Source organism: Wolbachia endosymbiont of Wiebesia pumilae, assembly GCF_017869285.1.
Classification (GTDB): Bacteria; Pseudomonadota; Alphaproteobacteria; order Rickettsiales; family Anaplasmataceae; genus Wolbachia; species Wolbachia pipientis.
In genome coordinates this window covers 544,144-558,022 of record NZ_CP054557.1, presented here as the reverse complement: position 1 = coordinate 558,022, position 13,879 = coordinate 544,144, and the positions used below count along the sequence as shown (strand labels likewise).

Genomic DNA, 13,879 nt, shown 5'->3' with positions numbered 1-13,879 from the left:
ATACAAAAATAATTATTTTATAAATTTATCTTACATAAGAAGTTTATATCTCTATATCTTAACATAGATATTTATTTAAATTTTTAAAATTTCTATTTTAACAAGAATTCTATATATTATATTTATAATATAACTTAAATATTTGTTGCCTTTTAGCTGGAACATTATTTAGTTAGTAAGTAAAATTGTGTTGAATATGACAAAAATAAAAAAAGATGTTGCTGTTATTATGGGAAGTGAATCAGATTACACCACTATGGTCCATACTGTTGATATGTTAAAAGCATTAGAAGTTTCACATGATATATTCATAATATCTGCACATAGAACACCAGAAAGGCTCTTCAATTTTGCTAAATCTGCACAAGAAGAAGGTTTTAAGGTTATTATAGCTGGTGCAGGAGGTGCAGCTCATTTACCTGGTATGGTTGCGTCACTAACTTGTTTACCAGTTATCGGCGTTCCTGTGCATAGTAAACAATTAAATGGGCTGGACAGTCTACTCTCTATAGTTCAAATGCCAAAGGGTGTTCCAGTTGCAACCATGTCTATAGGAGAAAATGGAGCATATAATGCTGCCATTACTGCCGTATCTATATTGTCAATTTCCAACAGTGAAATTGCAGGTAGGTTAAAAAAGTGGAGAGAGAAACAGACCAAAGAAGTAAAAGAAAAACCAGTTTCATAATAAATCTATGGCAATAACTCTTTTAGACACAAAAACCATAAACCGTATAGCAGCGGGGGAGGTGATAGAAAGGCCAGCAAGTGTAGTAAAGGAATTAGTGGAAAATGCAATAGATGCTGGAAGTTTAGAAATAGAGATCAAAATAGAAAGTGGTGGGCGTAACCTTATTATTGTGACAGATGATGGTAACGGAGTAGAAAAAAACGATTTAGAACTTGCGTTTATGCGCCATGCTACTTCAAAATTGAGCGATAGTGAATTAATAGAAATCAAGCATCTTGGCTTTAGAGGAGAAGCTCTGCCTTCAATAGCAGCAGTAAGTAGGATAAAATTATCGTCTAAGGCAAGAGAAGCAAATGAAGCATGGTCTATAAGTTATGAGGGTGGAGAGAAAATAGGGGAGCTAACTCCTTACCCTTTATCACAAGGGACACATATTGAAGTACGAGATTTGTTTTTCGCTACTCCAAATAGACTAAAATTTCTAAAAACCGAAAGAGCAGAAACTCAAAGCATTGTTGATATTGTAAACAACCTAGCAATGATTAACTATCATATAGGGTTTACTCTCACTTCAGGTAATAAAAAGCTCTTAAAATACGCTAAGCAGACTTCGTTATTTCATAGATTGTGTGAAGTAGAAGAAGAATTTCAGGGCAATTCTTTGGAGGTCAATGAAGAAGAAGACGGCATCAAACTTACGGGACACATCTGTAAGCCAACCGTCAATCGTGGTAAGTCAACTCAGATCTATACGTTTGTTAATGGAAGGCCAATTAAAGATAATTTACTTATTGGCGCAGTTAGGTATGCATATCATGATTTTATTCCAAGCGATAGGTATCCTTTTGCAGCGTTACATTTAGAGATACCTTATGATCAAGTAGATGTAAATGTGCATCCAAATAAGTCAGAAGTAAGGTTTCAGAATAAGAAGCTCATATATGAGATAGTGACAAGAGGATTAATTAAAGCGTTGTCAAGAAGGATAGGCACCTTTCCAGCGCATGACCAGAAAATGGATTCAACATTGCCAGATCCTTTTGATAAACCTAATGTTCAAAATGAAAGAAGGCCAAGTCCTTTTGAAAATCAACTAATAAAAGAATTTGCTTCTCCAAATGAAAGAGTAAAAAGCTTATCAGAACAGTCAAAATCGTTTGATTATATCGGCATACAGAAATTACCATCACAAGCGGAGACTATGGTTCTAGAAAAAAAGGTGTTAGAGCAAGTTGATTTGATAGAGAGCCACCCGCTCGGGTTTGCACGCTGTCAGGTCTATGATACTTACATTATTGCCGAGGTAAGAGACAAATTGATTATAGTCGACCAGCATGCAGCCCACGAAAGGCTAGTATATGAATGCTTAAAACAAAAATCAAGTATAAAAAGACAAAAACTACTTCTTCCTGAAACGGTTGAAATCAAAAATCAAGCCGGAATGGAGATGATTGAAATCTATAAAGATAAGTTATTTGAAATGGGTTTTGATATTGAAATCAAATCAGAGAATAAAGTGATAGTAAAAGAAATCCCTGCAATTTTGGGAGCAATAGATGTGAAAGAGATGCTAATTAACATAATTGATAGATTAACGGAAATAGAAGATACATTGCCAGTAGAAGATAAAGTGAACAAAATATTGGCCACTATCGCTTGTCATGGATCAATTAGAGCGGGTAGAAAAATGAGGTTAGATGAAATGAATGAGCTGCTGAGACAAATGGAAAAAACCCCATATTCCGGGCAATGCAACCACGGAAGACCAACTTATATAGAAATGAAACTCAGTGATATTGAAAAACTTTTTGAGCGGAGGTAAGAGGTTGCCATAAATATGTAAGTGCTCCTTTCTCGTCATCCAAGTAGCTCATAGAAACGAAAAAACTTCCTTGACAAACTCCGCCAGCGCCCTTATTATAGTATTAAGGGTATTTATGACTCAAAACTTGTTTTTGACCTGCAGGCTCAATGACAAAATTCAGTAAAAAACTCAGGGTATTTTTTGGCGGATTACATAAAATTATAGCGGCTGCATGTCTTTTAAATTTTTTCTACATTCAGCCAAACCGCGCTTAAACTAAGCGTCAGCACATTATTACAGCGCCACTTACAGTAATATAGAGTCAAAACTCGCTACTCGGGGCTTCTTTTGCCTTTTTTTCGTTTGGTAAATTTCTTAAATATTTATGGCTAAAGTAACTTAAGTTCACCGACAATCGTCATCCCGCTGCTTGTTAGCGGCTAAGAGATACCGCGGCATGACGTAGGATTGTTGTCATCCCGCTGCTTGTTAGCGGGATCTATGTGAGATACCGTGAATAAATCACGGTATGATGGTTCGCGGCGGTATGACGTAGAAGCTATACTTTTATACTCACCAACTCAGTATCCAATCTGGATCCCAGTGTCGGCTACTCGGATGACATTATAGGGGCGCTGGCCTGACAATCGTCATCCCGCTACGTGTTAGCGGGATCTCTTGTTAGCGGCTGAGATACCGCGAATGAATCGCGGTATGACGGTTCGTGGCGGCGTGACGATAAGGTTTATACCTTGTCATCCCAGTGCGTGACACTGGGATCTAGCCTTTATTATGCAGCCACTTGGTTGAAATTAAGTCTTCTGGATCCCAGTGTCAGCTACTCGGATGACACCATTCTTTTTTCTGGATCCAAGTAGTCTGGGCACTGGGATGACACCATAGGGGCGCTGCCATTATAGAGTGAACCAGTGTCACGCACTGGGATGACACCCTGACAATCGTCATCCCGCTACGTGTTAGCGGGATCTATGTTAAGAGATACCGCGGCGGTATGACGTATAGAAACTAAAAAAGTTCTTTTTTAAAAAACTTAAGTTATACTTATAAGTATTTGATACTTTTTATAGTGATTATGTCGAGTTTAAGCTGCCTTTATGGTGATAATGCAGAATTTGTGGAAGAAATGTATAGCCGTTATTTGCAGGGTGATAAATCAATCGGGGAGGATTGGTATAGAATTTTTTCAAGCAATTTAGAAGTTAATAAAGCGGAGACCTGCGGTGCACAACATGTAACTAAGGTGGATGATTCAGTTTCTAGTTTAGCAAATTTTTTCAGATCTTACGGTCATTTTTTTGCGGATCTTAATCCGTTATCACCCAATGTGAATAAGGAAGTAGATTATCAAAAATACTCGAATCTATCTCCGGCAAGTGACACTGGAATCTATAGAGATATTTACTGCAAGAATATCGGTTTTGAATTTATGCATATCTCCTCTTATGAAGAGAAAATGTGGCTGCAGGAAAAGATCGAAAATCAAACCTATACGCTGAGCTCACAAGACAAAAAAGAAATACTGAGGCACTTGATCGAATCTGAGATGTTCGAACAATTTCTCCATATGAAATTTCCTGGGTATAAGCGTTTCTCTATCGAAGGTGGAGAGTCAGCTATCGTTGCAATTGAAAAAATCATTAGTGATTCTACGGTTTTTGGTATTGAAGAAATAGTCCTTGGCATGGCTCACCGCGGACGACTCAATGTTCTAACCAAAGTGATGGGGAAAGAATATGCGGCAATGCTGTCTGAATTTCAAGGCAATCTTGCATACCCAAGTGGTCTTGAGGTGTCCGGTGATGTTAAATATCACCTTGGTTACTCTTCTGATCGAGCACTTTCAGGTGGCAAAAAAATACATTTAAGTTTATGCCCTAATCCATCTCACCTTGAAGCGGTAAATCCGGTTTTGGCTGGAAGAATAAGAGCAAAACAGAATATAAGATCTGTGCTTGGCATATCAATTCATGGTGATGCGGCTTTCATCGGTCAAGGAGTGGTTGCTGAAACTTTAACCTTAAGCAATATTGAAGGCTATAAAGTGGATGGCATTGTGCACATTGTCATTAATAACCAAGTTGGTTTTACTGCTAACCCATGTTGCGCACGATCCTCTTTTTATTGCACTGATATAGCAAAATCAATAGAAGCTCCAGTGTTTCACGTCAATGGAGATAACCCGGAAGCTGTGAGTTTTGCTACAAGTCTGGCGATGGAATATAGGCAGAAATTTAAAAAGGACGTAGTAATTGACATAATGTGCTACCGCAAATATGGCCATAATGAAGGTGATGAACCGAATTTCACTCAGCCACTTATGTATAAGGCGATATCAAAGCATAAAACTCCTGGAACATTGTATGAAGAAAAATTGACTGCAGAGAAAGTATTAGATGGCGATGAAGTAAATAAATTGCGCAGTGAATTCAGGGCAAAATTAGATAAAAGTCTTGCTGAATCAGCGGCTTACACTCCAAAAAAAGCTGACTGGTTCGGTGGAGTGTGGTCAAAATTAAGAAGAGCAAAGCTGAACGATTTGAGCGAATACTACACGGATTCTGGTGTTCCGCCAGATGAGCTGAAAAAATTAGGTGTGCGTATAAATAGCAATATCCCAAGTAACTTTAACATTAACAATAAGGTTAGAAAAATACTCGATGGCAGAATAGACAGCATAAATTTTGGTAGTAATATAGACTGGGCAACTGCCGAAAGTCTTGCGTTTGCATCACTGCTCACAGAAAGAATAGGAGTGCGTTTATCAGGACAAGACTCTGGTCGTGGAACTTTCTCGCACCGTCATTCAAGGCTTGTTGATCAGGTAACAGAAGAAGCATTTATTCCGCTAAACAATATAAATGAAAAGCAAGCTCACTTTGAGGTCATAGATAGCGCACTATCTGAGTATGCTGTAATGGGCTTTGAATATGGATATAGTCTTGATTCTCCGTATTCACTGGTGCTCTGGGAAGGACAATTTGGTGATTTTGCAAACGGTGCGCAAATTATGATCGACCAGTTTATCGCATCTGCAGAAACAAAGTGGTTGCGATCAAGCGGTCTAGTTTTATTGCTGCCTCATGGTTATGAAGGACAGGGACCTGAGCATAGCTCCGCACGTATAGAGAGATTTTTGCAACTCTGCGCAGAGGATAATATGCAGGTAGTTAATTGTTCCACTCCGGCGAATTACTTCCATGTCTTACGCAGACAAATGCATAGAGACTTTCGTAAGCCTCTGGTAGTGTTTACACCTAAATCACTATTGCGTCATAAAAGAGCAGTTTCTAACCTATCTGACTTTGAAGGAAAATTCCTCACGGTGATTCCAGAATGTAGAAAAGGTTTAGTTTCAAGTGATAAAGTACGAAAAGTTGTAATATGCAGCGGTAAAGTTTACTACGACATAATTGAAGTATGTGAAGCACAAAAAATAAACGATATAGCAGTGATACGTTTAGAACAATTCTATCCGTTTCCTGCCGATAAACTAAGTAATGAACTTGAAAAGTACAAAAACGCTGAAATTATATGGTGTCAAGAAGAACCAAAAAATATGGGAGGATGGTTTTTTGTCAACCCATTGATAGAAGAAGTGTTATCTAATCTCGATATCCAAGCAAAAAGACCTAAGTGTATCGCAAGACCTGCTGCTGCATCTCCTGCATGTGGTTATGTTAGTGTTCACACTCAGCAGCAGGAGGAGATTTTAAAGCAGGTTATGCAGGGGATCTAGCACAATTGTGCAAATATTGAAGCGAAAGCTGGCAAGCGAACATTGTTCATCAGATCTTGACGCTGGGCACTGCAGCCAGGCGCAATAGAAAACGCATTACACCAATAAAGCCCTTTTGGTACTCAAGCAAATATAAAAGATTTTTATTCTATTAAAAAAAAATTAATTTTTATTAAAATTTTCATTTATTTTTATTTAAAAAGTAAACATTATTAATATTTACTTTAATTAATATAGGATATATATGAATACAAAAATATTTGAGATGTTAATAAGGAGAACTGGTCTACGCAGAGATAGCAAAGCTGAGATCATACAGTTAAATAGAAATGAAAAAGCTTTTGTAGATGAGGATAAAGAATCTATCGAATTAGCTGAGGCCATTTTTGAAGAGAATAATATGTTTCATTTCCGCAAACCAGGTCCTGCTATGGATTACATTTTGCACAAATTAATAAATGATAGGAAGCTTTTCAAGGAAATGAAAGATAGAGGTACAAGTATAATACGTCTTTTTTCTTTGTTATCAATGTATCATGGTCGTCTCAATTGCTGTGTTATAAGAAAAGGAGGGTGTATTACTGAGTGTGGCATACTTGATTACGCTGGCACCTATCCAGAACTAGTGCCTTTAGAGGACTTTATACTTATTGAGCCTTCCTCGTACCTCGAGTACATTGTGTTTGACAATGAGAATATCAGAAATAGGTTAGCTGAAGACTTAACTGAAGATAAAACAAAATTAGATATCTTTTTGAATGGAATTTTAGCAACAAAGAATTCGGATTTAGTATTATCTTGTATTAACAAGATAGAGGTTCTTAATGAGGGAGATAGATATTTTGTTAATCTCTTACAGAAAAACGGCATGCTAGACTACATCTTAAACAAAGATGATACAACACTTGCAAAATCAACTCTAAAGGAGTTGTTGAAGCTTTCTATTTTGCAGGAAGAAAAAAGCACTGAGTTAGAATCTCCCCAAGCTTCAAGTGTAAATGTTAGCAAAGCTCAGCAACATTGTAGTATATAGCTGGTGATAAAGTTTAAAATAATTGCATATACTGAGGCTCATTTAAATATAGAGCCTCAGAGCCTGTCTTGAAAAGAAATGAGAAAGAGAATATGATGAGATAAGTAAAAAATAGTAGGTAAAAATGTATCCAAGTGATATAAGTGACAAAGAATGGGAAATTTTGGAGCCAAGTGTTGCACAAGGTGCAGTAGGACGGCCAAGAAAGTACAATATTAGAACAATTATTAATGCAATAAGATACATAATGAAAGGTGGTTGCCAGTGGAGAATGCTGCCAAAAGATTTTCCGCCATGGAAAACGGTGTATGATTATTTTCTCAGGTGGCGTAATAGTGGCAAATTGGAAGAAATACACGATATGTTAGTAAAAAAGGTAAGAAAAATGGTTGGCAAAAATGAAATACCTTCGGTAGGAATAATTGACAGTCAATCAGTGAAAACCACTCAAAAAGGGGATCCAGAGGATATGATGCTGGCAAGAAAATAAAGGGTAGAAAACGTCACATCATTGTGGATACAATAGGCCTAATTATTACAGCTGATGTTCATAGTGCAGGCATTCAAGATCGTGATGGTGCTCTAAATCTTTTTACTCAAGCTAAACGAAAAGCTTCAACGCTACAAAGGTTTCTCGCTGATCAGGGATATATTGGTAAATTGCAAAATTACTGTTTATTGAAAACAGGATGTTTATTGACGATTACTAAAAAAGCAGCTGATGCTGTAGGATTTCAAGTTATTCCTAAACGGTGGATTGTTGAAAGAACTTTTGCTTGGCTTTCCAATTTTAGACGTATGAGCAAGGATTATGAGCATTCTCCTCTTACTTCAAAAACTAATATCTCCTTTAATATGATTACTATTATGCTTGCTAAATTAGCTGCTTAGTTCCTTTCAAGACAGGTTCTAAAAATAAGGTCAGAATTTGGCTATATAACTCTAAGGAGCATTTAATTCCTACACCCTCACATGCATTTGAGAAATTACAGGTAAAATTACCTATTTCACTATTTAGCTCTGAAAAATTTATACCAGATAATATATTAATACACTGCAAATGAGTTGCTACCACATCGAAAATAGAGCAATTTATAGAACGAAGTAAAGGATTAAATATAACCTCTAACTTACTGATAATAAGTAATATATCTTCTTTGTATTTTAGCTTTTTATGGGCATTGATAGCATTTATAATATCGCTCAGACCATTTGTACTAAAGTTGCGTAATATCTCTATTTCAAATTCAGATAAAATCCGAGTGTACTCTTCTTGAGTGTAACCAAAAGTCACTAGCCTATGTTTAAGGAGCGAAAGTAATGACACACTGCTCCAATTTGAGGTCAAAACTTCGATACTATAAAGCAGAAGCGTTATATAAGGGTAATTTTCCGGTATGGCACTGTGTTGCCTTGATAAACATGCTATACGAGCTGCAAGTAATTTATCAAAGACGACCAAAGAAATGTTTTCATAACCTTCATTTTCTATAATTAATGATGTCACTTGTGCTTCTTCCTCTCTGGAATCACAAGTGATGACTTCAATATTGCCAACATGTCCACTACTAACTTTGCTTAGATCGGCAGTTGTATCAAAGACGTAATCTAGATATTCCTCAGGACTTCCTGTTATCCCAGCCCTTTCTTCTGTCATCCAAGTAGCTGACACTGGGATCCAGTTTTCATTATACAGCCACCTGGTGCGCTCATTTAAAGTTAAGTTTTCTGGATCCCAGTGTCTGGGCACTGGAGAACACGCTTCTGGCAGAAAACTAACATCCCTTCTATCCACTTTTAAATAATCGAGCAGATCTTTCAGGCAATATTGATAATGTTTTTTATCAAGCGATTTCCAGTCTTTCTCTTTAATTTTCAAATTCAAGTTAGGCAAAATTATTTTTCCAAATGGCAGATCATATATAGCCCTAATTAACGACTTATCCTTTCCAATTCCAACAAAGATTATATATTGGTCTTTTTGTAAAGAGATTATCATATTGTTTATGTAATCACTCTTATGTTTTAATATATCTACTACTTCTAAATCTTTTAAAGTTTTACTCCAAGTCTCAGTGAGTAAGCTTATGAAATTCTCTATTTTTTTTGAATGTTCATCAAATTGATAACAATCCGTTGTTTGGGTAGATTGAATTTTATCAAGCAGTGATGGCAGGTTATAAGCTAAATCAATTGGAAAATTATCATTATTTTTTCTATTCCACTCTAATATGAATTGAATGAGTAGCAGTGTCCTTTTTGTTGGCTTGATAACTTTAACCCTATCAAGATTTAATATTAAATCTTCCTCATCAATATTCTCTAGCGAAACTATCTCTGGCAAAATTATGCATTTTTTAGCGTTATGATTCTTGAATGCACTCAGCAGCGCTATCACATCCCTCTTGCAAGGAAGTATGATTTTTACTTCAGGAATTTTTTCTCTTTCATATTCAGAAAATATGTGCTGAACCAGCACATCAAAAAGAGATTCATCCACATTAACGGTAAAAACTCTTCCCACTAACAGTAACAATTAATACAATATTTTATTGTATAGAAATTATTCAAAATATAAACGTGCTTGTATGCTATTATATATTAAAATTTTTTATAACATTACATGGCAAACATTAGAATAGAAGTTTTAAATAAATGCGAGCAAATTGGCCGCAGATGGTTAGTCAACGTTTACTCGATTTACATACGCAAAGGATTACCATCCAAATTATATGAAGAAATTTGCGGGCTATTTTATAATAAAGTCATACAAGACTGCCGTTATTATTCCTACAATGAAAACCTTGAAGAAGTTCCGTATGATTTCATAGAACCACAAGCAAAGTGGGGCTTGGAAATAAGCTTCCTACCTGGCATGACCGATAATGTAGGCAACACAGTGAAACAAATTGTTAGAGAGTATTTAATAAGCAAAGGCTATATCGACCAGCCTGTCATCCCAGCCCCTTCTTTTGTCATCCCAGTGCTTGACACTGGGATCCAGAAAGAGAAAACGCAGATTCCAGCGTCACGCGCTGGAATGACACCAATTGAGATCAAAGCAAGAAGTTCAAAATTGATTCTAAGTCAAGGAGATTTACCAACCGAAGATGATATAAAACAAGAGTTCAACCCCATCACTGAGTATTGCACACTTATCTGTAAAGAAAATAATAACTATAGCTGGAAATATTATGGTAAATATAAGTCATTAAATACCCACTCCGGTGTCATTCCAGCGCGTGACCAGGAAAAAAAAGAATGGATCCCAGTGTCAAGCACTGGGATGACAGAAAAAAAGGCTGGGATGACAAAAGAGAGCACTGGAGTGATATCAAGTAGTAATGGGGCTAAATCTGTTGATTTAAATGTAAGTGACCAAGAACTTGAGAAAATCAGCAGAGATGGAATCGATGGTAATGGCACTTTAGGGCTCTCGCTGGCAGCAATGAAAGCTATAAAGGATTACTTTAAAAAACTTGGTAGAAATCCATATGATATTGAACTTGAGTCTCTGGCACAGACTTGGTCTGAACATTGTAAACACAATATTTTTTGCTCCCCTATTGATGAAATAAAAGACGGTCTATATGCTCATTATATTAAGCGTGCAACGCGTGAGATAAATTCTGATATATGCGTGTCAGTTTTCTCCGACAACGCAGGAGGAATAATTTTTGATGATGATTACTTGATTGTAGATAAAGTTGAAACTCACAATAGCCCTTCAGCTCTTGATCCATTTGGTGGAGCAATGACCGGAGTGCTTGGAGTTAATCGCGATATAGTGGGTTTCGGGAAAGGCGCAGAGCCTATAATGAATACCTATTACTTTTGCTTTGCCAAAGAAGCAAAAGGCAAATTTTATAGGGATAAAGAGCGCACTGATGAGATCTTACCGCCAAAATATATAATGAAAGAAGTGATTCACGGTGTTAATGTTGCTGGTAATTGCTCTGGTATTCCAACACAACTTGGATCGGTATATTTCGACGATAGATTTTGTGGCAAGCCATTAGTTTTTGTCGGAAGCATTGGAATTATTCCACGCAATATAAATAATGCACCTTCACACATTAAAGGACCAAAAAATGGCGATAAGATTGTAATTATTGGCGGAAGAGTTGGAAGAGATGGAATTCACGGTGCAACGTTCTCTTCAGAGGCTTTATCGGGAAATAGCCCTTCAACAATTGTGCAAATTGGTGACCCTATAACACAAAAAAAATTATCCAATGCCGTCATAAAAGCAAGAGATCTTGATCTTTATAATGCAATAACGGATAACGGAGCAGGTGGGCTGTCGTCGTCTATTGGTGAAATGGGAAAAGACGGATTTGAAGTTGATTTGAGCAAGGTTCTCCTTAAAAACGATGGTATGGCTCAGTGGGAAATATGGATATCAGAATCACAAGAGAGAATGACCTTAGCAGTGCCAGAAGAAAATCTCCCTATGTTTAAGCAAATCATGAAAAAACATGATGTGGAGGTTTGTGTGATTGGAGAGTTTAATGAGAGTGGTAAAGCTGTTGTTAAATGTCCTGAAGGGACAGTAATAATGGACATCGAAACTGAATTTCTGCATGATGGTAATCCCAAAGTGCATTTACAGACGAAACCGTGGTCTAAGGGGCTTCCAGCGCTATGCGCTGGAATGACAACAAGTTCGCCTTCTTTAGCAATTGAACTAAAAGAAATGCTGAGCAGACCAAACATTTGCAGCAAAGAGTTCATAGTGGTGCAATATGACCATGAGGTTCAAGGGTCGTCAGTGCTGAAACCACTGCAGGGCAAGGGAAGAGTGTGCAGTGAAGCTATTGTTTCAAGGCCAATCCTTTCTTCAAATAAAGGTGTTGTAAAATCGCAAGGATTTGGCTCAAGTTATGGAGAAATTGACACCTACCACATGGCAGCATGTGCAATTGACACCGCGATACGCAACTATGTAGCCGCAGGAGGGAATATAAATCATCTAGCGTTGCTCGACAATTTTTGTTGGTGTGATGCTTATAATCCAGAAAGGTTGTGGCAACTAAAGAAAGCTGCAGAGGCTTGTTACGACTTCGCAACTGCATTTAAAACACCATTCATATCCGGAAAAGACAGTATGTTCAATGACTTCAAGGGATATGATGAAAATGGCGAGAAAGTGATAATCTCTGCACCACCTTCATTACTCATCTCAGCAATTGGAATTATAGAAAATATTGAAAATGCGGTATCGCTTGATGTAAAAATGCCAGGGGACTTGATATATGTGCTTGGAGAAACACTTGATGAACTTGGTAGATCTGAATATCAGTTATATAGTGGAATAGGTAATAACAACGTACCAAAAGTTGATGCAAAGAGCGCTAGGAAGTTGTATGAGCGTTACAACCAGGCAATAAAAGATGGCATAATTGCCTCTGCAATTGCACCAAACTTAGGCGGATTAGTTATTGCTCTGGCAAAATCGCTAATTGCAGGAGACCTTGGTGCTGAAATCGATCTTTCACTAGTGCCAATAGGAAAAATACAAAATACAGACATAATAAACAAGATAATAATGTTTTCTGAATCGCAAAGTAGAATTTTGGTTACTATTGCACCACAAAATCAGAAGAGGTTTGAAGAATTGTTTGAAGGTGCAGTTTATTCATGTATTGGCAAAGTAACAGAGAAAAAGGTGCTAAACATAAAGGATGTTTTAAAAGTAGATCTGAAAGATGTGGCATGCTAATATAAAATATTTTTCTTATTATGCTAAATAACTCTTTTACTATATGTAATGTTTATTTAGAATGAATGTATGTTATTAATTTTGGGTAGGTAATTATGTCTATTTTATCGATACTCCTGTTTATCAGTCTTTCTTTACTCAACACTTCAAATAAATTGATGATATGTGCTGCCTTATTTGTGGGAGCTGCTTTAGTTGTAAATTCAATGGTTGAATTTTATGGCAGAAGCAAAGCTACGTACAACTTAATAGTGTGTACAGCGCTATGTTGTGTTTTTAAATGGCAAAGTTTTAATTTGATGATATTGATTTCATATACTGCAATTTTAGTATCTCTTCTCTCAAGCATAATTATTTTTGAAAAATTGAAGTCCAAGTTGAATTTTCATATGGCAAATTTCATTACTTTAATTATAGCATCAGTGGTTGATAGTGCCGTTGTATGTGTTGGATTACTATACAAATTTTCTGCAGGTAAATGCCTATCAATATATACTAGAGACTTAATTTTTAAGTTTTCTTATGCGTCAGTATTGAGCATCTGTTTGTTTGTAGGAATGTATTTATTTTGCTTGGCAAACAAGAAGTATTTTAAGATTTCCATATAACCTGTTTTCTGATATAGCTAAACTGACTTTGGGTCCTAGGGGTGTATTTGGTGCGTAACAACAGTTTAGAATTTATAGGTAGCCTAAATCCACAACTGTACAAACATTATGATTTGAGCCTATCAGGGGGGTGTCATTCCAGTCTGGAATCCAGAAAAAAGAATGGTGTCATCCCAGTGCTTGACACATAGCTGTACGAACATTCATTTTTGAAGGTAAATTGCACAGCAAATGGTGTCATTCCAGTCTGGAATCCAGAAATTT

General features: G+C 36.7%; 9 protein-coding genes and 1 pseudogene. 8 read left to right on the top strand and 2 right to left on the bottom strand.

Annotated features, from left to right (window positions below):
• Window positions 1-196: 196 nt before the first annotated feature.
• Window positions 197-688 carry a 5-(carboxyamino)imidazole ribonucleotide mutase gene (gene purE, locus HUB92_RS02885; protein WP_006280351.1) on the top strand — a complete coding sequence of 164 codons (492 nt, stop codon included), beginning with the start codon at window positions 197-199 and terminating at the stop codon, window positions 686-688.
• Between the two features lie 7 nt (window positions 689-695).
• Window positions 696-2,513, top strand: a complete 1,818-nt coding sequence (gene mutL / locus HUB92_RS02880) for a DNA mismatch repair endonuclease MutL (RefSeq protein ID WP_209473252.1) — start codon at window positions 696-698, stop codon at window positions 2,511-2,513.
• An 816-nt stretch (window positions 2,514-3,329) separates the two neighbouring features.
• Here mutL and HUB92_RS06950 read toward each other — a convergent pair.
• Window positions 3,330-3,461, bottom strand: coding sequence for a hypothetical protein (locus HUB92_RS06950; protein WP_255322263.1), 132 nt, complete (start codon window positions 3,459-3,461; stop codon window positions 3,330-3,332).
• A 127-nt stretch (window positions 3,462-3,588) separates the two neighbouring features.
• On the opposite strand from HUB92_RS06950, the gene HUB92_RS02875 reads away from it, so the two are divergent.
• The 3 genes from HUB92_RS02875 to HUB92_RS02865 all read left to right on the top strand — a co-directional run bounded on the left by HUB92_RS02875 (window position 3,589) and on the right by HUB92_RS02865 (window position 8,176).
• Complete coding sequence (locus HUB92_RS02875; protein WP_209473250.1) at window positions 3,589-6,252, top strand: 2-oxoglutarate dehydrogenase E1 component; 2,664 nt, start codon at window positions 3,589-3,591, stop codon at window positions 6,250-6,252.
• A gap of 244 nt (window positions 6,253-6,496) precedes the next feature.
• Entirely contained in the window at window positions 6,497-7,285 is a 789-nt protein-coding gene (locus HUB92_RS02870) for a GTPase Era family protein (RefSeq protein ID WP_209473248.1), read from the top strand.
• A 124-nt stretch (window positions 7,286-7,409) separates the two neighbouring features.
• Window positions 7,410-8,176 (top strand): IS5 family transposase gene (locus HUB92_RS02865; protein ID WP_410543338.1). Its coding sequence is split into 2 segments (ribosomal slippage): window positions 7,410-7,737 and window positions 7,737-8,176, totalling 768 coding nucleotides; the frame shifts between segments, so codons are not numbered across the junction.
• Window positions 8,177-8,192: 16 nt separating this feature from the next.
• Here HUB92_RS02865 and HUB92_RS02860 read toward each other — a convergent pair.
• A pseudogene (locus HUB92_RS02860) lies at window positions 8,193-9,809 on the bottom strand (WPE palindromic element domain-containing protein); the annotation flags it as partial.
• Between the two features lie 99 nt (window positions 9,810-9,908).
• Here HUB92_RS02860 and HUB92_RS02855 point away from each other — a divergent pair.
• The 3 genes from HUB92_RS02855 (at window position 9,909) to HUB92_RS02845 (ending at window position 13,806) form a co-directional block, all read left to right on the top strand.
• Window positions 9,909-13,007 carry a phosphoribosylformylglycinamidine synthase subunit PurL gene (locus tag HUB92_RS02855; protein WP_209473246.1) on the top strand — a complete coding sequence of 1,033 codons (3,099 nt, stop codon included), beginning with the start codon at window positions 9,909-9,911 and terminating at the stop codon, window positions 13,005-13,007.
• Between the two features lie 95 nt (window positions 13,008-13,102).
• Complete coding sequence (locus HUB92_RS02850) at window positions 13,103-13,615, top strand: hypothetical protein (protein WP_209473244.1); 513 nt, start codon at window positions 13,103-13,105, stop codon at window positions 13,613-13,615.
• Between the two features lie 50 nt (window positions 13,616-13,665).
• On the top strand, window positions 13,666-13,806 hold the full coding sequence (locus HUB92_RS02845; protein ID WP_010962923.1) for a hypothetical protein: 141 nt from the start codon (window positions 13,666-13,668) through the stop codon (window positions 13,804-13,806).
• Window positions 13,807-13,879: the final 73 nt, after the last annotated feature.

Coding starts and splice junctions, on each gene's coding strand:
- purE (WP_006280351.1), top strand. CDS start 197: ATGACAAAAATAAAAAAAGATGTTGCTGTTATTATGGGAAGTGAATCA.
- mutL (WP_209473252.1), top strand. CDS start 696: ATGGCAATAACTCTTTTAGACACAAAAACCATAAACCGTATAGCAGCG.
- HUB92_RS06950 (WP_255322263.1), bottom strand. CDS start 3,461: ATGACGATTGTCAGGGTGTCATCCCAGTGCGTGACACTGGTTCACTCT.
- HUB92_RS02875 (WP_209473250.1), top strand. CDS start 3,589: ATGTCGAGTTTAAGCTGCCTTTATGGTGATAATGCAGAATTTGTGGAA.
- HUB92_RS02870 (WP_209473248.1), top strand. CDS start 6,497: ATGAATACAAAAATATTTGAGATGTTAATAAGGAGAACTGGTCTACGC.
- HUB92_RS02855 (WP_209473246.1), top strand. CDS start 9,909: ATGGCAAACATTAGAATAGAAGTTTTAAATAAATGCGAGCAAATTGGC.
- HUB92_RS02850 (WP_209473244.1), top strand. CDS start 13,103: ATGTCTATTTTATCGATACTCCTGTTTATCAGTCTTTCTTTACTCAAC.